The organism is Falsiphaeobacter marinintestinus (assembly GCF_007923355.1).
GTDB lineage: Bacteria > Pseudomonadota > Alphaproteobacteria > Rhodobacterales > Rhodobacteraceae > Phaeobacter_A > Phaeobacter_A marinintestinus.
On record NZ_VOGO01000011.1, the window covers coordinates 1 to 20,018 of the forward strand.

General features: G+C 58.7%; 19 protein-coding genes. 9 read left to right on the forward strand and 10 right to left on the reverse strand.

What is annotated here, in order from left to right; all coding sequences use genetic code 11:
• The 4 genes from FOY56_RS19115 to FOY56_RS19130 form a co-directional block, all read left to right on the forward strand.
• A partial coding sequence (locus FOY56_RS19115; protein ID WP_342779814.1) for a glycosyltransferase family 4 protein occupies positions 1 to 1,304 on the forward strand: 1,304 nt, incomplete at its 5' end.
• Positions 1,305 to 1,351: 47 nt separating this feature from the next.
• On the forward strand, positions 1,352 to 2,362 hold the full coding sequence (locus FOY56_RS19120; protein WP_146347744.1) for a glycosyltransferase family 2 protein: 1,011 nt from the start codon (positions 1,352 to 1,354) through the stop codon (positions 2,360 to 2,362).
• Complete coding sequence (locus tag FOY56_RS19125) at positions 2,359 to 4,056, forward strand: DUF5927 domain-containing protein (protein WP_146347746.1); 1,698 nt, start codon at positions 2,359 to 2,361, stop codon at positions 4,054 to 4,056. Before FOY56_RS19120 ends, FOY56_RS19125 begins: the two co-directional genes overlap by 4 nt.
• Positions 4,057 to 4,062: 6 nt before the next feature.
• Complete coding sequence (locus FOY56_RS19130; RefSeq protein WP_146347748.1) at positions 4,063 to 5,496, forward strand: sulfotransferase family 2 domain-containing protein; 1,434 nt, start codon at positions 4,063 to 4,065, stop codon at positions 5,494 to 5,496.
• On the opposite strand, the gene FOY56_RS19135 is transcribed toward FOY56_RS19130, so the two are convergent.
• From FOY56_RS19135 to FOY56_RS19175, 9 genes are all read right to left on the reverse strand, one after another.
• A complete protein-coding gene (locus FOY56_RS19135) occupies positions 5,493 to 5,954 on the reverse strand; it encodes a PTS sugar transporter subunit IIA (RefSeq protein ID WP_146347750.1) in 462 nt (153 codons plus the stop codon). The two genes, FOY56_RS19130 and FOY56_RS19135, sit on opposite strands and share 4 nt — an antisense overlap.
• A gap of 57 nt (positions 5,955 to 6,011) precedes the next feature.
• A complete protein-coding gene (gene hpf, locus FOY56_RS19140; RefSeq protein ID WP_146347752.1) occupies positions 6,012 to 6,575 on the reverse strand; it encodes a ribosome hibernation-promoting factor, HPF/YfiA family in 564 nt (187 codons plus the stop codon).
• Between the two features lie 254 nt (positions 6,576 to 6,829).
• Positions 6,830 to 7,588: an LPS export ABC transporter ATP-binding protein gene (gene lptB / locus FOY56_RS19145; protein ID WP_146347754.1), complete on the reverse strand. Its 759-nt coding sequence runs from the start codon at positions 7,586 to 7,588 to the stop codon at positions 6,830 to 6,832.
• Positions 7,588 to 8,082, reverse strand: coding sequence for an LptA/OstA family protein (locus FOY56_RS19150; RefSeq protein ID WP_146347756.1), 495 nt, complete (start codon positions 8,080 to 8,082; stop codon positions 7,588 to 7,590). The genes lptB and FOY56_RS19150 overlap by 1 nt, the downstream gene beginning before the upstream one ends.
• A gap of 4 nt (positions 8,083 to 8,086) precedes the next feature.
• Positions 8,087 to 8,683 carry an LPS export ABC transporter periplasmic protein LptC gene (lptC, locus tag FOY56_RS19155; protein ID WP_146347758.1) on the reverse strand — a complete coding sequence of 199 codons (597 nt, stop codon included), beginning with the start codon at positions 8,681 to 8,683 and terminating at the stop codon, positions 8,087 to 8,089.
• A gap of 15 nt (positions 8,684 to 8,698) precedes the next feature.
• Positions 8,699 to 9,661, reverse strand: coding sequence for a KpsF/GutQ family sugar-phosphate isomerase (locus tag FOY56_RS19160; RefSeq protein ID WP_146347760.1), 963 nt, complete (start codon positions 9,659 to 9,661; stop codon positions 8,699 to 8,701).
• Positions 9,658 to 10,272: a ribonuclease D gene (locus tag FOY56_RS19165; RefSeq protein ID WP_146347762.1), complete on the reverse strand. Its 615-nt coding sequence runs from the start codon at positions 10,270 to 10,272 to the stop codon at positions 9,658 to 9,660. The genes FOY56_RS19160 and FOY56_RS19165 overlap by 4 nt, the downstream gene beginning before the upstream one ends.
• Before the next feature lie 294 nt (positions 10,273 to 10,566).
• On the reverse strand, positions 10,567 to 11,262 hold the full coding sequence (gene hutC, locus FOY56_RS19170; RefSeq protein WP_146347763.1) for a histidine utilization transcriptional repressor HutC: 696 nt from the start codon (positions 11,260 to 11,262) through the stop codon (positions 10,567 to 10,569).
• Position 11,263: 1 nt separating this feature from the next.
• Positions 11,264 to 12,631 (reverse strand): formimidoylglutamate deiminase, encoded by a 1,368-nt coding sequence (locus FOY56_RS19175; RefSeq protein ID WP_146347765.1) that lies wholly within the window; start codon positions 12,629 to 12,631, stop codon positions 11,264 to 11,266.
• A gap of 72 nt (positions 12,632 to 12,703) precedes the next feature.
• Here FOY56_RS19175 and hutI point away from each other — a divergent pair, with 72 nt between their 5' ends.
• The 4 genes from hutI to hutU are packed head-to-tail and all read left to right on the forward strand — an operon-like array spanning position 12,704 to position 17,884.
• Positions 12,704 to 13,906 carry an imidazolonepropionase gene (gene hutI, locus FOY56_RS19180; RefSeq protein WP_146347767.1) on the forward strand — a complete coding sequence of 401 codons (1,203 nt, stop codon included), beginning with the start codon at positions 12,704 to 12,706 and terminating at the stop codon, positions 13,904 to 13,906.
• Entirely contained in the window at positions 13,903 to 15,429 is a 1,527-nt protein-coding gene (gene hutH / locus FOY56_RS19185) for a histidine ammonia-lyase (RefSeq protein WP_146347768.1), read from the forward strand. Before hutI ends, hutH begins: the two co-directional genes overlap by 4 nt.
• Entirely contained in the window at positions 15,426 to 16,217 is a 792-nt protein-coding gene (hutG, locus tag FOY56_RS19190; protein ID WP_146347769.1) for an N-formylglutamate deformylase, read from the forward strand. Before hutH ends, hutG begins: the two co-directional genes overlap by 4 nt.
• The gene (hutU, locus tag FOY56_RS19195) at positions 16,214 to 17,884 is read left to right on the forward strand and encodes a urocanate hydratase (protein WP_146347770.1); all 1,671 of its coding nucleotides are present in this window, start codon (positions 16,214 to 16,216) and stop codon (positions 17,882 to 17,884) included. The genes hutG and hutU overlap by 4 nt, the downstream gene beginning before the upstream one ends.
• Positions 17,885 to 17,915: 31 nt before the next feature.
• Here hutU and FOY56_RS19200 read toward each other — a convergent pair whose 3' ends face one another.
• Positions 17,916 to 18,827 carry a LysR family transcriptional regulator gene (locus FOY56_RS19200; protein ID WP_146347771.1) on the reverse strand — a complete coding sequence of 304 codons (912 nt, stop codon included), beginning with the start codon at positions 18,825 to 18,827 and terminating at the stop codon, positions 17,916 to 17,918.
• Between the two features lie 95 nt (positions 18,828 to 18,922).
• On the opposite strand from FOY56_RS19200, the gene FOY56_RS19205 reads away from it, so the two are divergent.
• A complete protein-coding gene (locus tag FOY56_RS19205; RefSeq protein WP_146347772.1) occupies positions 18,923 to 19,975 on the forward strand; it encodes a TAXI family TRAP transporter solute-binding subunit in 1,053 nt (350 codons plus the stop codon).
• Positions 19,976 to 20,018 lie beyond the last annotated feature (43 nt).

A 20,018-nucleotide genomic window follows, 5' to 3' on the forward strand; every position in this document is an offset into this window, starting at 1 on the left:
GCGCGACGACCTTGCCCGCTACCTCGAAGACATCGTCCACATCGACAAGGCCGCGCAGTAAGGCAAAACATGAAGGCGGGACGCTGACCACCGCGAAGATACCGCCTCCGGCACGGCTGCTGGATCTGACCCGGTTGATCAGCCGGGCAGGGCGCGTTCCGACGGGGGTAGACCGGGTTGAACGGGCCTATCTGGCCCATCTGTCTGATTCCAAAGTACCTTTGTTCGCGGTCCTGCGGACGACATTGGGGTACGTCTTACTTTCCCCTGACGGAGTCGCAGCGATCCGGAACCGTCTTGAGGGCACCGTGCCTTGGGGGCCTGCCGACCGGCTTTCGCGGCTTGCCCGCCGCAAGGATGCGGCTGTGCGACAGGCGGAATCGGATCTGCGCCGGGTTGCTTTGGATCGATGCCGCCCCAACAGGCTCAGCCGGATGCTCAAGCGGCATTTGCCGCAAGGCGTGTCCTATCTGAATGTCGGGCACAGCAATCTGACCGATCGCATGTTGCAGGCGGTGCGCGTCGGCGTTCAGGGCAGTGTCTCGGTTTTGATCCACGATGTCATCCCATTGGAATACCCACAGTATCAGCGCCCCGGCACGCCTGAGCGGTTCCGCCAGATTTTGAAACGCGTGCGCGCCTTGTCAGACCTGATCATCTATAACACCGAAGACACACGACAGAGGGCCGAGCGCGCCATGTCCGAATGGGGCGCCACTCCCCATGGCATCGTTGCCCACCTCGGAGTTGATCTGATCACGCCGGGGCCTGTCCCTACAAATGTGAAACCCGACACCCCCTATTTTATCACCATCGGAACCATCGAGCCACGCAAGGGGCATGATCTTTTGCTGAACGTCTGGGACAAGATGGGTCCGGATGCGCCGGGCCTGCTAATTTGTGGCAACCGGGGCTGGAACAATCAGACGGTGTTTGACCGGTTGGATGCTCTGCCAAAGAACGGCCCCATCCAGGAACGAAATGGGCTGGACGACAAGACTCTCGCAGGCCTTTTGGCGGGCGCGCAAGCCTTGTTGTTTCCCAGCCGAGCCGAGGGATACGGGTTGCCGCCTGTCGAAGCCGCAGCGCTGGGTGTTCCGGTGATCTCAACTGATTTGCCAGCAGTGCGGGAAATATTGGGCGATATTCCCGTTTACGTAAAAGAAACAGATTGTTATCAATGGTTACACAGCATCGAGAGCCTGGGAACAGGCCGGGAGGCAAAAACCAGCAAGGGTAACAGGGCAGTTTTCATTCCGCCAAACTGGCAGGACCACTTCAAGATCGTTATGAGGTCTTGCTGATATGTGTGTTTGGGGGATCGGTCCAATGATGAGTAAAGGGGTAGATATTGGGCGTATGGCAATCATACCGCCTAAGGCTTCAGCGGAAACGCTGGCTTATTCGCGCGTTTCGTAAACGCCGCGAACTGACTTCTATTGCCGACCGAACAGACCAGATCAAACCCGACGACATCCTGCTGTTTTCGACCCTGCGCAACGAAAAGATCCGCCTGCCGTATTTTCTGGATCACTATCGTCGGATGGGGGTCACCCATTTTATAATTGTCGACAATGACAGTTCGGACGGATCGCTGGACTATCTGGCGAACCAGAAAGACGTGTCGGTCTGGCACACCACCGCCAGCTACAAGCGGTCACGGTTCGGGGTTGACTGGCTGAACTGGCTGCAACGCAAATACGGCCACGGTCATTGGTGCCTTGTGGTCGATCCCGACGAATTCCTGATCTATCCATTCTGCGACACGCGCCCCTTGCGGGCGCTGACAGACTGGCTGGATGCGTCCTCGATCAAATCCTTCAGTGCGATGCTTCTGGATATGTACCCCAAAGGGCGACTGGATCAGCAGCCATATCGCGAGGGGCAGGACCCGATCGAAATCGCAAGCTGGTTCGACAGTGGAAATTATACGATCCAGAAGAACAAGAAATTCGGAAACCTGTGGATACAGGGCGGGCCGCGTGGCCGCGTGTTCTTCCCGGATACGCCGGAGAAGGCGCCTGCGCTGAACAAGATCCCATTGGTGAAATGGCACCGAAAATACGCCTATGTCAGTTCCACCCACATGCTTTTGCCACGCGGGTTGAACCAGGTTTATGACGAATGGGGCGGTGAAAAAGCCAGCGGCATCCTGCTGCACGCAAAGTTCCTTGATACATTTACGGCCAAGGCTGCCGAAGAACTGGAACGCGGGCAGCATTATGCTGCCTCCGTCGAATACAAGGCCTATGCCGACAGCCTGCGGGACGATCCCGAACTGTGGTGCAAATGGTCGGAAAAATACATCAACTGGCGACAGCTTGAGATTCTGGGGCTGATGTCCAAAGGCAACTGGGCATGACAGTTGGAATTGTCATGCTGGTCCATACCGCTCTGAACCGCGCCGAACAGGTGGCACGCCACTGGCGGGCGTCAGGTTGCCCGGTGGTTATTCACGTTGACCGAAATGTACCACGCAAGGTTTTCAAGGCGTTTCAAGCGACCGTTGCAGACGACCCACAAATCCTGTTCAGCCGGCGCCATCGCTGCGAATGGGGCACATGGGGAATCGTCAAGGCATCGCAATCGGCGTCCGAGATGATGTTGGAAAGCTTTCCGGACGTGCGCCATGTGTATCTCGCCTCAGGGTCGTGCCTGCCCCTGCGTCCGGTGCAAGAGTTGATCGATTACCTCGCCGCCCGTCCGCAAACCGATTTCATCGAAAGCGCGACCACGGCGGATGTGCCCTGGACGGTTGGCGGTCTGGACAGTGAACGGTTCACCATGCGGTTCCCGTTTTCGTGGAAGAAGAACCGCTTTATGTTCGACCAGTATGTCGCCCTGCAACGGCGTCTGGGGTTAAAGCGAACGATCCCGAACGGGTTGGTGCCTCATATGGGGTCGCAATGGTGGTGCCTGACCCGTCAGACCCTGTCAGCCATTCTGCAAGATCCGCAACGAAAGACGTATGATCGGTACTTCAGCCGGGTCTGGATACCGGACGAAAGCTTTTATCAGACTCTGGCACGGCTGTATTCGCGCAAGATCGAAAGCCGGTCTCTGACGCTCTCGAAGTTCGATTTTCAGGGCAAGCCACATATTTTCTATGACGACCACATGCAACTTTTGCGCCGGTCCGATTGTTTCGTTGCCCGCAAGATCTGGCCGCGCGCCAACCGGCTGTATGACGTGTTCCTGACCGACGGCTCGGGCGCGATGAAAAGGACCGAACCGAACCCGGGCAAGATCGACCGGATCTTTGCCAAGGCGGTCGAACGTCGAACCCGCGGTCGGGCGGGGTTGTTCATGCAAAGCCGGTGGCCCAACCCCGGTTGGGAAAACGGCGTGACGTCGAATCCTTATTCGATGTTCCAGGGATTTACGGAACTGTTCGAAGACTTTGAAACCTGGTTGAAAAAGACCACCGGCACACGGGTGCACGGCCACTTGTTCGCGCCTGACAGGGTCGAACTCGAAGGCGGGCAGACGCTGATCAATGGCGCGCTAAGCGACAGCGCAATTTCGCGCGACTATGTTCCGCGCGCCTTTCTGAGCAACCTGATCTGGAACACACGTGGTGAACGCCAGTGTTTCCAGCATGGCCCAGCCGATAACCAGGACATCAACTGGTTCCTGTCGTGCGATCCCAACGCACAGATTTCGGTGATCACGGGCGCCTGGGCCGTTCCGCTGTTCCGGTCAAACCGAAACTTCGCCGATCTCAGGGCCGAAGCGGCAGACCTGCAAAAGATCGAAAGCGAATTCCTCGACGTCCTGCGTTCGACCCATACCAAGGCCCGCGTTCGGATATGGACGATGGCCGAATTCGTCGAGTCACCCATGGAACCTATCCAGACCATCATCGATGAGATCGGCCCGGTGCATCCGCGACACCTTGCCGAAGCGCCCACCATGGTGGATCTGGTCGGGTTCGGCCAGTTTCTGCAAAACCTCAAAAATCAGGGAATGCACCCGTACTTGATGGGCGATTTTCCGGTGGAACCGGGGGCGTCGGATGTTCTTCGGCCTGCCCGTAAACCCTATCTTGTGCGATAAGGCCGAATGACAGCATCTTTCGACTATTACATCATTTTCGCTGAAATGCGGACCGGCTCCAACTTCCTGGAGACGAACCTGAATGCCATGAGCGGCGTCCATTGCTATGGCGAAGCGTTCAACCCGCACTTTATCGGGTACCCGAACAAAACCGAAATCCTTGGCATAACCCAAGCCATGCGCGACGCCGATCCGCTCAGGCTGATCGGTGCCATCCGGGACAATCCGGGTGAAATGGCCGGGTTCCGGTATTTCCACGATCATGATCCGCGCGTTCTGGACATCGCCCTGAAAGACCGGCGCTGCGCCAAGATCATCCTGACGCGCAATCCGCTGGAAAGCTATGTGTCGTGGAAGATCGCGCAGGAAACCGGGCAGTGGAAGCTGACTGATGTGAAACGCCGCCGCGACGCGCAGGTCAAGTTCGAGCCGGAAGAATTCACACGCCATGTCGAAGCGTTGCAGGACTTTCAGGTTCTGTTGCTGAACCAACTGCAGAAACTGGGCCAGACCGCCTTTTACCTGGCGTACGAAGACCTTCAGGATCTGGCCGTCATGAACGGGTTGGCCGACTGGCTTGAGCTTGAGACCCAACTGGATTCGCTCGACAAAAGCCTGAAACCACAGAACCCGCGCCCGATCACGGCCAAGGTTCGCAATCCTGACGAAATGCTCAGTTCGCTGAGCGGGCTGGATCGTTTCAACCTGTCGCGCACCCCGAATTTCGAACCGCGCCGCGGGCCTGTCGTGCCCAGCTATGTTGTGGCGGCACAGGCTCCGCTGTTGTACCTGCCGATACGTGGCGGGCCGGAAACCGAAGTCGTGCAATGGATGGCAGCGCTTGATGGGGTCGACCCCGACGCTCTGGAAAGCGGTTTGAACCAGAAACAGCTGCGCAAATGGAAGCGCGAAAACCCGGGCCACCGCAGCTTTACCGTCCTGCGTCATCCCTTGGCGCGGGCGCATGCGGTGTTTTGCTCCAAAATTCTGGGCATGAAAGCGGGCAGCTACAAGCAGATCCGGGAAAAACTGCGCAAGCAGTTCAAAGTTCCGATTCCGAAGGACGAGCCAGATGACAGGTACACGCTGACAGACCATCGGGCCGCGTTTGAGGGGTTTCTGGAATTTGTCAGGGTCAATCTGGCTGGCCAGACCGGCATTCGGGTCGAACCCAGTTGGGGCACCCAGTCACAAGCGATGAGCGGATTTGGCGACTTCGCGCCGCCCGATTTTGTGATACGCGAGTCCGAGCTTGAAACCATGCTGCCCATCATCGCAAATGCGATCGGTCGCGATGGCATTTCCGTACCCGAAACAGCCGCGCCGGATACGCCTTATGAACTGCACGAGATTTATGACGACCAGCTCGAAAAGCTGGCCGCTGACATCTATCAACGTGACTATATGATGTTCGGGTTCGGGCCCTGGCAGTCGGCCTAGGCGGCCACGGACTGCGCTTCGGTCAGAATGGCATACAGCGTGGTTGGGTCCGGATTGGCCCTTAGCTTGGCGCACATGGTTGCATCGCGCAGGGTGCGCGATACCAGCGCCAGCGCCTTCAGGTGTTCTACGCCTGCATCTTCTGGCGCAAACAGCGCAAACGCGATGTCGACCGGCTGACGATCAACCGAATCAAAATCAATGGGCTTTTCCATGATCAGGAACGATCCGACTACGCCAGTCAGGCCCGGCATCCGCGCGTGCGGCAATGCCACGCCGTGCCCAACGCCGGTCGGGCCAAGGCTTTCGCGGTCAAGCAAAGCCTCGACTGTGGCCTGGGCATCCATGCCATAGGCACTGGCCGCGACCTCTCCAATTTCCTGGAACAGGCGCTTTTTACTTGATGCGGCAGACAAAACCTTAACCGCCTCAGGTTTGAGGATACTAGACAGATCCATTGTTGCTTGCTCCGCTTTGGTGCCCCTTTAGCAGGGGCACCGAAAGATTGATATCAGTTACGGATCGATCCAGCCAATGTTGCCGTCTTCGCGGCGATACACGACGTTCAATCCGTCCTTGCCTTCGTTCCGGAACACCAGCACCGGGGCTCCTGCTAATTCCATTTGCATCACGGCTTCACCGACCGACAGCGACTGGATCTTGGTTTCCATCTCGGCCACGATAATGGGCTGCAGCGATTCGGGCTCTGCGTCCTCGGATTGCGCCTCCGCGGCGAGGATATACGAGGGCGCTCCGTAAAGTTCAACCGGTTCTGCACGTTCGCGGTGATGGTCCTTCAACCGACGCTTGTACCGGCGCAGCTGTTTTTCCATTTTGGCGCTGCACGCATCGAAAGCAGCATAGATTTCGTTTGCATGGGCCTTCGCAGTCGCGGTCAGCCCGGTCGACAGGTGAACCGTTGCTTCGCACACATATTCGTGTGCCGAGCGCGAAAAGATGACATTGGCGTCGGTTGGTCGTTCGGCGTATTTCTTCACGACCTCGCTCAGCTCGGTCTCAACATGCACCTGCAGGGCGTTGCCGATGTCGATCTGCTTTCCGGTTATCTGATAACGCATATGTTCTCCTTCACATTATTCACCCGAAATCCCGCCAGTGGTGACTGGCCTGCGTTAACTGCATCGGGTTTTGGAAACTGGCCTTGGCATGTGTTCAATAGTTCTTCGCCCTTCATTGAAGGCCGGACCAGGAACTGCATCGAAACGCGTGCGAGCCATAGAACCATTTGAGGCGAAGCGGGCCGTCGGTGTCAACCGAAAGCGTCTGTTCAGGCATGATGCCGCACAACAGGTTTCCAAAAAATTGACGCAGTTTACGAAATGCGGAAATTATCGCCCAGATACACACGGCGGACATTTTCGTTCTCGACCACCTCGCTGGGTGTGCCCGACATCAGCACCTGACCGTCGTGCAAAATATAGGCCCGATCGACAATTTCGAGCGTCTCGCGCACGTTATGGTCGGTGATCAGAACGCCGATGCCGCGTTTTTTCAGATCGGCCACCAGATGGCGGATATCGCCGACCGAAATCGGATCGACCCCCGCAAAAGGTTCGTCCAGCAACAGGTAATTCGGTTCAGCAGCCAGACAGCGCGCAATTTCGACCCGGCGCCGCTCACCGCCCGACAACGCCAGCGCCGGCGCACGGCGCAGATGTTCAATCGAGAAATCAGACAGCAACTCTTCCAGCCGTTCGCGGCGCTTGTGCGGATCGCTTTGCGAGATATCGAGAACGGCAAGAATGTTGTCTTCGACGCTCAGACCCCGAAAGATCGACATTTCCTGCGGCAGATATCCGATTCCCATCCGGGCACGTCGATACATGGGCAGGGTGGTTACGTTCTGCCCATCCAGCGTAACGGTGCCGGCCTCGGGGAAAATAAGACCCGCGATGGCATAAAAACTGGTGGTCTTGCCGGATCCGTTCGGTCCAAGCAGTGCAACAACCTCGCCCCTGGCAAGCTCCATGGTAACGTCGCGGATCACAACGCGCTTGCGATACGATTTCCGCAGGCGTTCGATTTTCAGCCCGGCCGAGCCTTCGGCGATCTTCAGGTCAGGTTTGGCCATCAGTTCTGGCTGTCCGGATTGATGATGGTCTTGACCCGCCCGGTCATTTGCGCCGTGCCATCGGTCAGGTTCACGACCATGCGTTCAGACGTCAGCGCATTGGGGCCCTGTGTCAACAGAACATCGCCCGTCATGACCACAACGCCGGTATCAATCGTGTAATCGGCGCGCTGCGCCTCGGCCGCGTCCGGTCCACTGACCAGCACGACGTCCCCGGTGGCTTCCAGACGGTCGATACCGCCAACGTCCTGATTATAGATGACAAGCACGCGGTTGGCTGACAGGCGCATCTCGCCCTGACCGACCAGAACATTTCCGACAAATTCGGCGGATCCGCTCGCCTGATTAACATCCAGATTGTCGGCTGTGACTTCCACAGGCAGCGATGGATCGGCCTTGATCGACCCAAACGCGACGTTCGCACCCTGTGCGCTGGCCACAATTCCGGCCAGCAAAAGTGGCACGCAGATTATGAGAGTGCGAAAAATTAACATGATATCATTCCGGTCTTTGCGGCTCGTATACCAGCTTGACACCGTTCTTGAAAAGTAAATGGAGCGGACCGTCTTCATTTTCTGACCGAAGCTCCATGTTTCCGGCCGTAAAGTGACCCATGGGGCTGGTTCCATCGATCCTGCCCGGCGTCGATCCGGCGACCACACTCAGCGATGCGTTCAGGGTATCCGTGGTGATTTCATAGCCATTTGTCGACACGATCACGACATTGCCTTCGAAGGTGACAACATCCTTGTCCATCGCAACCGTGCCGGTGTCCGAGGTCAGGACAATCTGAATGCCGTCCTTGGTCGTGATGCGGGCATTCAGCCATTCGGCATGCGCCGGTTCGCCTGGTACGCCGGGTGACGCCGTCTGGGCCGAAATCAAGATTTCGTCGCCCGATGCCGTAACCCCGGAAAAATGTGGGCCAGTGATCTGCTGCCCCGCCATGCGGGATTCGACTTCGTTCTCGGCAAAGGGAATGGTCGCGGTGGGTGTTTTGCTGCGCGACAACAGGAACAAGGTGGACAGGATCGCAAGCGCCGCCAACGGAAGAAAGACCTTCAGAATGGCCACGGTGCGCGAATAGCGGTCCACTTTGGCGTGTCCCCCTCAGCCCAGCCCGACGCGCAGGCAATCGTGGATATGCAACAGACCCTGCGCAACTGCCGGCCCGGCGGGATCGACCACAAACAAACAGGTGATCTTGCGCTGGTTCATGATCGCCACCGCCTCTTCGGCCAGCGCCTCGGGGCCAATGGTTGTCGGATCGGCTGTCATCACGTCAGCAGCTTTGTGGCTTAGCAAATCGGCCATATGGCGACGCAGGTCACCATCGGTGATGATCCCGGCCAGATGTCCATCAGCATTCGTGACGCCCGCAACACCAAACCCCTTTTTCGAGATTTCGATCAAGGCATCCGTCATTTGAGTGTCAGATGTCAGCAACGGCAGCGCGTCGCCAGTGTGCATCAGATCGCGCACCTTGCTCAGGCGGGCGCCCAGCTTGCCGCCGGGATGGAACTGGCGAAAGTTCTCGGGGGTAAAGGCCCGATGTTCCATCAGGGCCACGGCCAGGGCGTCACCCAGCGCCAGCGTCATCGTCGTCGACGTGGTCGGGACAATGCCTGACCCACAGGCCTCTTCGGCTTGCGGCAGGATAAGTCCGACATCGGATTGGCGGATCAGGGTCGAAGACTTGCGGCTTGCGACGCCGATCAGCGGAATGCCAAAGCGGCGGGTATAGGCGACCAAATCGGCCAGTTCAGGTGTTTCGCCGGAATTCGACAAAACCAGTGCCACGTCGCCCTGTGCCATCATTCCCAGATCGCCATGGCTGGCCTCGGCGGGGTGCACGAAATGCGCCGGTGTTCCGGTGCTGGCAAAGGTCGCTGCCATCTTGCGCGCGATATGGCCCGATTTGCCCATTCCGCTGATGATCACACGACCCGTTGCGTTCAGCAGGGTGTCAACCGCGCGGTCAAAGCTGTCATCCAGCCCGTCCGACAATTGCCGCAACCCGTCCACTTCGACCGCGATCACGCGGCGGGCGATATCCTGAAATGATCCGCTCATGAATGCGCAAAGATGTCGGTTTCGGGCCAACCGGCCAGATCAAGTTTGGCCCGCATCGGCAGGAAGTCGAAACAGGCCTGCGCCATCTCGGTCCGCCCTTCACGCGCCAGCCGTTCGTTCAGCTTTTCGCGCAACTGGTGCAGATACAAAACATCCGACGCTGCATACTCCAGCTGCGCGTTGGTCAGCTTTTCCGCACCCCAGTCGCTCATCTGCTGTTGCTTCGAAATATCCACACCGATCAGTTCCGAGGTCAGGTTCTTCAATCCGTGCCGATCCGTATAGGTGCGCACCAGTCGGCTGGCGATTTTTGTACAATAAACCGGCGCGGTCAGCGCACCGTACGTATTGTACAAAGCGGCAATATCGAAGCGTCCAAAATGGAACAATTTCAGGACATCCGGGTTTTCCAGCATCGCACACAGGTTCGGCGCCTCGGTGCTGCCCTTGGCCACCTGCACGATATGCGCGTTGCCATCCCCGCCCGACATCTGGATCACGCACAACCGGTCACGATGCGGGTTCAACCCCATGGTTTCGCAATCGATAGCCACCACAGGGCCAAGGTCCAGCCCATCGGGCAAATCATTCTCATAAAGGTGGTTCGCCAACGGAGTTTCCTTTGCCGGTTGCGGTATTTCGGGACGTGCAGTCGAGATAGGCGCTTTGCCCGGCAAACTCAACTCTGCGTCCGTACCCCGCAAATGGAAACGAGGCGGCCAGTGTTCGCAATCTGGCCGCCCCGTGATCCGAAGGAGTGATAGCTGACTGTGATTAATTTCTGCGGCGATATTAGGGGCAAATGAAGGCCAAAACCGCTCAATTCCGACGATTGCATGTCTGAAAGGCGATAATCCTTCGCGCCATCAGCACGCGTGGCAAGACACCAAATCGGGCAGCGACACTCAGATCTGCGTCAAAAGCTGATATCCCGGCGCCGTCGTGGCCCCGACGGTGGTGATCGGTTTCAGCCCCGCCCAGGTGGTCCGGTCAATCACCAGCAATGCTTCGCCCACGGGAATCTCCATCACCTCGGCAATGCGCGCATCTGCTTTTTCGGCATAGACCCGCAGGTCGCAGCGGCTCCACGGACGATTATGAACCAGCCATTCATTGGCGTTTTCGCGGGACAGGTCGATATCCATGATCTCAGGCACAGTATCGATGCTGACCCAGCGATCTTCGAACACGAAGGGCCGATTGTCAGCAAGATGCAGCGCTTCGACCCTGAGCAGTCTGGCAGACGACCCCAGCCCCAGACCGGCAAGCACCGATGGTGGTGGCGTTGCCACTTCCCGCCGGATCAGGTGATAGCCGTATTTCCGGCCGCTGTTTTCGACCTCGTTGCGGATCACGGGGATATCCAACGTGGCGCGTGTGACCGGTTCGGCGCGCACCCGGGTTCCGCCCTTGCGGCGGCGTTCCAGGATTCCGCTGTCAGACAGATCTTGCATGGCGCGCTGCACGGTACTGCGTGCGCACCCCATATCGCGGGCGATGTCTTCGTCGCGGGGCAGCTTGTCTCCGGCCATCAAAGTACCGTCAAGGATCTGCTGATGGATGGCGTCGCGGACAATTTTCCACGTCAAACGATTTGCCATGTCACAGATCCCCTGAAAGGTCGGCCATCGTTGCCATGAATGCGCGTTCCACGGCGTCGCGTTTCAGGTGTCGGCCATCCTGCACAACATGACGTCCGGCGCTCCAAACGTCAGTGATGCAGTCTCGCCCGTGGCCTGCAAAGATCAGGCTGTCGAGCGCGGTGTCGCCCCTCCGTCCGCAGACCCACGGGTTGTTGGTCGACAGCCCAACGATATCCGCCAGTTGCCCGACGGCAAGCGTGCCCGAGTCGCGCCCGGCAGCTTGCGACCCACCATGGGCTAAGCGATCGAACAGGGTGCGGCCAACCGACTTGCCGGGCAGTGCCATCGCCGCACGGCTGCGATCCCGCAGGCGTTGAGAATACTCCAGCGTGGCCAGTTCTTCGAACAGCCCGATATGCACATTTGAATCTGACCCGACGCCAAATGACCCGCCTTTAGACAGATACGCAGTGCCATTAAAGATCCCGTCGCCCAGATTTGATTCTGTGATTGGGCACAGGCCAACCACCGCGCCACTCTTCGCCAGATCCGCTGTTTCTTGCGGTGTCATTTGGGTTGCATGGATCAGGCACCAGCGGTCGTCAACGTCATGGTTGCTCAAAAGCCAGCCTGCCGGGCGCGCACCCAGATGGGCCTGCACGTCTTCGACCTCGGCGATCTGTTCGGCCAGATGCATGTGAATCGGGCCGTTTGCACCCATTTCAACCACATCGGACAGCGCCGCCGGTGATACCGCGCGCAGCGAATGTGGTGCCACGCCAATGGTCCAATCCGACGGACCGTCCGATATGATCCGGGCCGAGGCGTCATGCAAACGCGCATAGGCCTCTGGACCATTGCCAAACCTCTGTTGTCCGCCGCCCAGTGCACGCCCGTCGCACCCGCCCTGATGATACAGAACCGGAAGTAATGTCAGACCAATTCCGGCCTGCCCAGCCGCAGTGGCAACACGGGCCGCCAGTTCGGCCGGATTGTCGTAAGCCACGCCACCGGGGCCATGGTGAAGGTAATGAAATTCGCCGACAGCACCGTATCCGGCTTCCAACATCTCTACAAAAACCATGGCTGCGATTGCTTCAACGTGGTCAGGCGTCAACTGGTCCAGAAACCGGTACATCAGTTTACGCCATGTCCAGAACGAATCTGTCGGATCGTCTCCGCGCCGTTCGGTCAGTCCGGCCATGGCACGCTGAAAGCTGTGGCTGTGCAAGTTCACCGGGGCCGGAAGCACCAGATCAACACGGGTATCCGGGGGTTGGTCAATCGGTCCGATGGCCGCGATTCGTCCGTCCGAACCAATCGAAATCGTGATGTCATCCTGCCATCCGGCCGCGGTAAGCGCCTGTTGCGCGTGAAGGATTTGCATGGCCGTCTTCCCGATTGACAAAATAAGTATGTACATAATAGTTTTAAACTGCAGCTTAATCAAGGAAACGCAATGTCGGATCTGACGCTTCTTACCGACGCAACGGTTGCTACGATGGATTCCAAGTCTGGTGGCTATGGCGTGATCCATGATGCCGGGATCGTCATCAGCCAAGACCGTATTCTTTGGGTTGGCGCAGTGGCCGACTGTCCGCCCGACTATGCTGACGCGCATCAAATACCCTGTGCGGGACGTTTGATTACGCCAGCTTTGATCGATTGCCACACACATATCGTTCACGGCGGCCACCGCGCCCGCGAATTCGAGATGCGGCTCGAAGGCGCAAGTTATCAGGAAATCGCAAAGGCCGGCGGCGGTATCGTTTCGACGGTGTCGGCAACGCGCGCTGCCAGCGACGCCGATCTGCTGCACCATGCGCTGCGCCGTGCGGATACCCTGATTGCCGAAGGCGTTTCGACCATCGAAATCAAATCGGGTTACGGGCTCGACATCGATACCGAACTCAGGATGCTGCGTGTCGCGCGTCAGGTTGGACAACAACGACAGGTGCGGGTGGTGACAAGCTTCCTTGGCGCCCATGCCGTTCCGGCAGGAATGGATGCTGACGACTATATCGACACCGTTTGCATCCCCGCACTCAAGGCCGCGCATGCCGGGGGGCTGGTGGACGCTGTAGACGGGTTCTGCGAAGGGATTGCGTTCTCGACCGATCAGATCGCCCGCGTGTTTGACACGGCAAAGGCGCTGGGCCTTCCGATCAAGCTTCATGCCGAGCAATTGTCAAACATTGGCGGCACGGCGCTTGCCGCCCGGTATTGCGCGCAATCGGTGGACCATGTCGAATACGCAACTGAACAGGATGCCCGCGCCTTGGCTGATGCCGGGTCTGTCGCCGTTTTGCTGCCCGGGGCGTTTTACACACTGCGCGAAACGCAGGCGCCTCCGGTTAACGCCTTTCGAACGCATAACGTGCCGATGGCGGTCGCCACCGACTGGAACCCGGGATCGTCGCCGATGGGCTCGCTGCTGCTGGCGATGAACATGGCTTGCACCTTGTTTGGTCTCACCCCCGCCGAGGCGCTGGCAGGCACAACGCGAAACGCCGCCCGCGCTTTGGGTCTGACCGATTGTGGTGTGATTGCCCCGGGCAAACGGGCTGATCTTGCGGTCTGGGATGTCTCGGACCCGGCGGAACTGTCTTATCGGATTGGCGTCAATCCGCTGCACAAACGCATCTTTGGAGGTCAGGCATGACCGTCACTCTGATCCCTGGCAGCACCGATGTTGCCACCCTTGAACGCATCTGGCGCACGGGCGAAGCGGCGATGCTGGACCGATCCGTCATGCCCTCCGTTCAGGCCGCCGCCGATGTCGTGAAGGCGGCAGCAAATGGCGACGTGCCGGTCTATGGGGTGAACACCGGCTTCGGCAAACTTGCTTCGGTCCGCATCCCGGCGCACGACACGGAAACGTTGCAACGCAACCTGATCCTCAGCCATTGCTGCGGCGTGGGCGATCCTTTGGATGACCCGACCGTGCGGTTGATGATGGTCCTCAAACTGTTGTCTCTGGGTCGGGGCGCTTCTGGTGTAAGGTGGGAGATCTGCACCCAGATCGAAGACATGCTGGAACGGGGCGTGACCCCGGTGATCCCGTCGCAAGGATCTGTTGGTGCATCCGGCGATCTGGCGCCGCTGGCCCATATGGCAGCGGTGATGATCGGGTCGGGCAGCGCGACGTTCAATGGCAAGACCCTTGCCGGAGCCGAGGCGCTGTTGCAAGCCGGGTTAGAGCCTGTTGTGCTTGGCCCAAAAGAAGGGCTGGCGCTAATCAACGGCACCCAGTTTTCAACCGCCTGCGCCCTGACCGGCCTGTACGACGCCTGGCAACTGGCGCGTGGGTGTGTGGTGACTGCGGCGCTTTCGACGGATGCGATCATGGGATCAACCGCACCGCTGCGTCCCGAGATCCACGCCTTACGCGGCCATCGCGGGCAGATCGATGTTGCGGGCGCGATGTCGACCCTGATGCAGGGCAGCGAAATCCGGGAAAGCCATCGTGATGACGATACACGCGTCCAGGATCCGTATTGCATTCGCTGTCAGCCTCAGGTCGTTGGCGCGGCGATGGATCTGTTACGCTTTGTGGCTGGCACGTTGGAGGTCGAGGCAAATGCTGTCACGGACAACCCTTTGGTTATCGCGCAAGGCGGGCACATCCTGTCTGGCGGCAATTTTCACGCCGAACCGGTTGCTTTTGCCGCCGACCAGATCGCGCTGGCCCTTGCAGAAATCGGTGCCATTGCCCAACGCCGTGTCGCCTTGATGGTCGACCCGACGCTCAGCTTCGACCTGCCGCCGTTCCTGACGCCCGAACCGGGCCTGAATTCGGGCCTGATGATCGCCGAAGTGACTACAGCTGCTTTGATGAGCGAAAACAAGCATCTGGCCAATCCCTGTTCCACCGATTCCACCCCGACCTCGGCCAATCAGGAAGATCACGTCAGCATGGCCGCCCACGCCGCCCGCAGGCTGGGACGGATGAATGCCAATCTGGCCGTGATCCTTGGCGTCGAAGCGATCTGTGCCGCACAAGGCATCGAAGCGCGCGCGCCTCTGGTAACGTCAGACCGGCTTCAGGCGGCTGTCAAAGCGCTGCGCGCCCAGGTTCCCTCGCTGGCCGAAGATCGCTATCTGGCTGGTGACATCGAAACCGCAGCTAAACTGATGCGCGATGATGCGCTTGCGTCGGCGGCCGGGTTGGAGTTGTCGCTATGACCGCTTTGCAGGTTGTCCGGGGCGACAGCCCGGTTGTTCTGGGCCTTCCCCATACCGGAACCGACGTACCCGCCGACTGCTTGGCAGGGTTGAACGACACCGGGCAGGCGTTGGCCGATACCGACTGGCACATCCACGACCTGTATGCTGACCTTGTACCGGGCATGACCACGGTGCGTACGCCTATTCATCGCTATGTGATCGACGTGAACAGGGACCCATCCGGTGCCAGCCTGTACCCCGGGCAGAACACGACCGGGCTGTGTCCGCTGACCGACTTTGAAGGACAGCCGATTTACCGGCCCGGCTTTGAACCCGATCCTGAAGACGTCGAGCGTCGGCGGCTGACCTACCACGCACCTTATCACGACACCCTTGCCGCTGAACTGGAACGGGTGAAGACACGGCACGGGTTTGCCATTCTGTACGATTGCCACTCGATCAGGTCGCGGATTTCGTACCTTTTTGACGGCAAACTGCCCGATTTGAACATCGGGACCAATGGCGGCACCACATGCCCGCCGTCCATCGAAGATGCTGTTTTTGAAACGTGCAGCAAAGCCAGCGGATATACCACGGTCTTGAACGGCCGTTTTCGCGGCGGCTGGACAACGCGTCACTATGGGCGGCCAGATCAAGGGGTCCATGCGATCCAGATGGAGTTGGCACAATCGACGTACCTCAGCGCCGAAACAGCGCCTTGGACTATGGACCCAGACAAGGCCTACGCCTTGCGCACACACCTCAAAACTATCCTCGAAACTCTGTCCGACTGGAGACCCGCATGAGCGATCCCCGCAAGAACACCCGCGATGTTTTTCCACCCACCGGAACCAAGCTGAACGCCAAAAGCTGGCTGACCGAAGCGCCCCTGCGGATGCTGATGAACAACCTGCATCCGGACGTGGCCGAAAACCCGCACGAACTGGTGGTCTATGGCGGGATCGGGCGCGCGGCGCGGACATGGGATGACTTCGACCGGATCGTGGCCGGGTTGAAGGACCTTGAAGACGACGAAACGCTGATCGTTCAATCCGGCAAACCCATCGCCATCATCAAGACCCATACCGACGCACCGCGCGTGCTGATCGCCAATTCCAATCTGGTGCCGCACTGGGCGACCTGGGATCATTTCAACGAACTCGACCGCAAAGGGCTGGCAATGTACGGCCAGATGACGGCCGGATCATGGATCTATATCGGTACGCAGGGGATCGTTCAGGGTACCTATGAAACCTTCGCCGAAGCCGGTCGTCAGCACTATGACGGCGACCTCAAGGGCCGGTGGATCCTGACGGGCGGGCTGGGTGGTATGGGCGGCGCCCAACCGCTTGCGGCGGCCTTTGCCGGGGCGTGCTGTCTGGCGGTCGAATGCAATCCTGAGTCCATCGATTTCCGTCTTCGCACCGGATATCTGGACGAAAAGGCCGAAACCCTTGATGACGCTTTGGCGATGATCGACCGCTGGACCAAAGCGGGCGAGGCGAAATCTGTCGGGCTTCTGGGCAATGCGGCAGACATCTTCCCTGAAATCTATGCCCGTGGCGTGCGCCCCGATATCGTCACCGATCAAACCAGCGCGCACGATCCGACAAACGGATATCTGCCGCAGGGCTGGTCCATGGCGCAATGGCGCGATCAACGGGAAACCGATCCTAAAGCGGTGGAAAAGGCCGCACGTGCGTCGATGAAGATCCATGTCGCGGCGATGGTTGATTTCTGGAACGCAGGCGTGCCGGTGTTGGATTATGGCAACAACATCAGGCAGGTAGCGCTGGAAGAAGGGCTGGAAAACGCCTTTGCCTTCCCGGGTTTTGTACCGGCCTATATCCGACCGCTGTTTTGTCGAGGGATTGGCCCGTTCCGCTGGTGTGCGTTGTCGGGCGATCCGGAAGATATCTATAAGACGGACGCGGCGATGAAAAAGCTGTTTCCGGAGAACACGCATCTGCACAACTGGCTCGATATGGCGCGCGAGAGGATCAGCTTTCAGGGTCTGCCCGCCCGTATCTGCTGGATCGGTCTGGGTGATCGTCACAGGGCGGGTCTGATGTTCAACGAAATGGTTGCCAGTGGCGAGCTGAAGGCCCCAATCGTTATCGGCCGCGATCATCTGGATGCGGGGTCGGTCGCGTCGCCCAACCGTGAAACTGAAGCAATGAAAGACGGGTCGGACGCCGTTAGCGACTGGCCGCTGCTAAACGCGTTGATCAACACGGCCAGTGGCGCGACCTGGGTGTCGCTGCATCATGGTGGTGGCGTCGGAATGGGGTTTTCGCAGCATTCCGGCGTTGTCATCGTAGCGGATGGCACGCCCGAGGCGGCAAAACGGTTGGAGCGGGTCTTGTGGAACGACCCCGCATCCGGTGTCTGGCGTCATGCCGACGCGGGGTATGAAGCGGCGATTGACTGTGCAAAGGAACATGGGCTGAGATTGCCCGGAATTCTGGGCTAACCGAAAGAAACGCGACGGCCCGGACCTCTGATCAGGTAAGCCCGGCATCCTTGGCGAACTCTTTCAAGAGGTTGATGAATTCGTCGACCTCAAATGTTCCGCGTTTGTCGGGCTGCGTCCAGATTGCAACGTCGCGGGTTGGAAGTTTGACGGACATGTTCAGCGGCACGATGCCGTAAATGTCTCCCAGATAGCCGCACAGTTTGACCGGAAAGATGCAAAGACTTTGAGTGGCTGCCAGAAACCGGCCAGCCGACGTCACCTCGCCGGTCATTTCAAAGGCTGGCAGAACGTCAGACAGGCCCAACTGATCCAACACATCTTCGGTGGTGCCCATCAGCCCTGATGATGCTGCGGTCGAGATCCATGTTTTGTCGCGAAGGTCTTCCGGGGTCACCAAAGACCGTTTGGTGAGCGGGTCATTGACGCTGCAGTACACCGCAAGGCGGTCGGTAAAAAAGGTTTCCTGCATCAGTTTGTCAGAATGCATGTTGATCTGCGAGGGCAGCAGCGCCAGATCAAGGTCGTCTTTGATCAGGCTATCGATCAGCCGGTTCGCCGGTTCAGAGTGAATCTTTGTTGCATATCCAAGATCCTTTCGATGCAGCCCGATCAGAAAGTCCCCAAAGAACGTGGACGCCAGCATCGGTCCTACACCAATCCGCAACTCTCCTCTCAAGCCCTCTTTCCACTCTTTGACGGCCCTTTTCGCACGGTTTGTGCGGTTTCGGATTTCCTGCCCCTCAAGCGCAAGGCGAGACCCGATTGCGGTCGGTTCGACCCCATACCGACCGCGACGCAACACGGGGCCACCGACCCTGTCTTCGATCACTTTCACGATCCGCGACAAAGTCGGCTGAGTGACGTTCAATCTGCGCGCGGCCTTTGTGACAGAGCCCAATTCAACGATGGTTGCGAATTGCGCGAGGTGCTTTGGATCCATGAGAGATAGAATTTTTCTATGTTTAAGGCGATTTATTCAATTTTACATCACAACTGGTTGCCGACAAGCTTGCATTACAGATTCAGGGAGGAGTCATGAAACCAATCGTCAAGTTGGGTCTCGGCATTGCTGCGGCCTCGATGTACGCGTCAGCGTCTTTTGCGCAGGCAACACTGACCGCTGAAACCGCCGGAGCAGGGGGAGCCCCGGGAACAATGGTCCTGACCATGGCCGAAACGGCGTCGGCCAGCGGCACAGCCAACTTGCAGGTGGCAACAGGTCAAACCCTGACCAACAGCCTGCAAAACCTGGCCGAAGGCAAAACCGATATTGCTGCCGCTCCGTTCATTCTGCCGTTCCTGATGTCGAAAGGCGCCGGTCCCTATGCCAAACTTGGCAAAGAGGAAGGCGCCAAGCTGATCGATAATGTGCGGATCCTGTATACGTATCGTTTCGGAATTTTCTCGTTGTATGCCTATGACAGTTCGCCCGTGAAAGGCTGGGATGATATCGAAGGCAAGCGTGTTCTGAACGGGCCGCCCCGTGGTGGAGCGTTAAGCAACGCGCGTCAGATCATCAAACTGGCGACCGGGCTGGACGATGGCAAGGGCTATGAAGGTGTTCAGATGAACTGGGATCAAATGCCCCAGGCCATCACTGAAAACGCAGCTGACGCCATGGTTCTTCCAACCTATTTCCCGGATACACGCGTTACCCGCGCCTTGTCGGCGGGCAACGTAACGCTTTGGGGGGTCCCGCAGGACAAGTTTGAGGGTGAAGGCTTTACCAAGTATTCGCGCGCACCGGGCTCAGCCCCGATGACGCTCGAAGTGTCCGCGATTACCCCGCAAGAAGGGCTGAAAATCATCGGTGATGCCGACGGCAACATTCGGTCGATCGCGACAGTTGGCGGGGATCTGGTCCACAAGGACATGGATTTCGAAACCGCCAAGGCCCTGACTGCCGGTCAGATCGCTGCTTTTGACGCGATCACCAAGAAAGCGCCCTTCATGGCCTATGCAGGCCTGGGCGTTCTTGATCCGGCCTTGTCCAGTACCTGTGGTCCGAACCCGCTAAAGTACCACCCCGGTGCCATTGCCGCGTGGGAAGAAGCTGGTGTTACCGTTCCGGATTGCGCCAGACCCTGATCGGGCCTGACCAAAACAGGCCGGTGCCCTTGGGGCGCCGGCC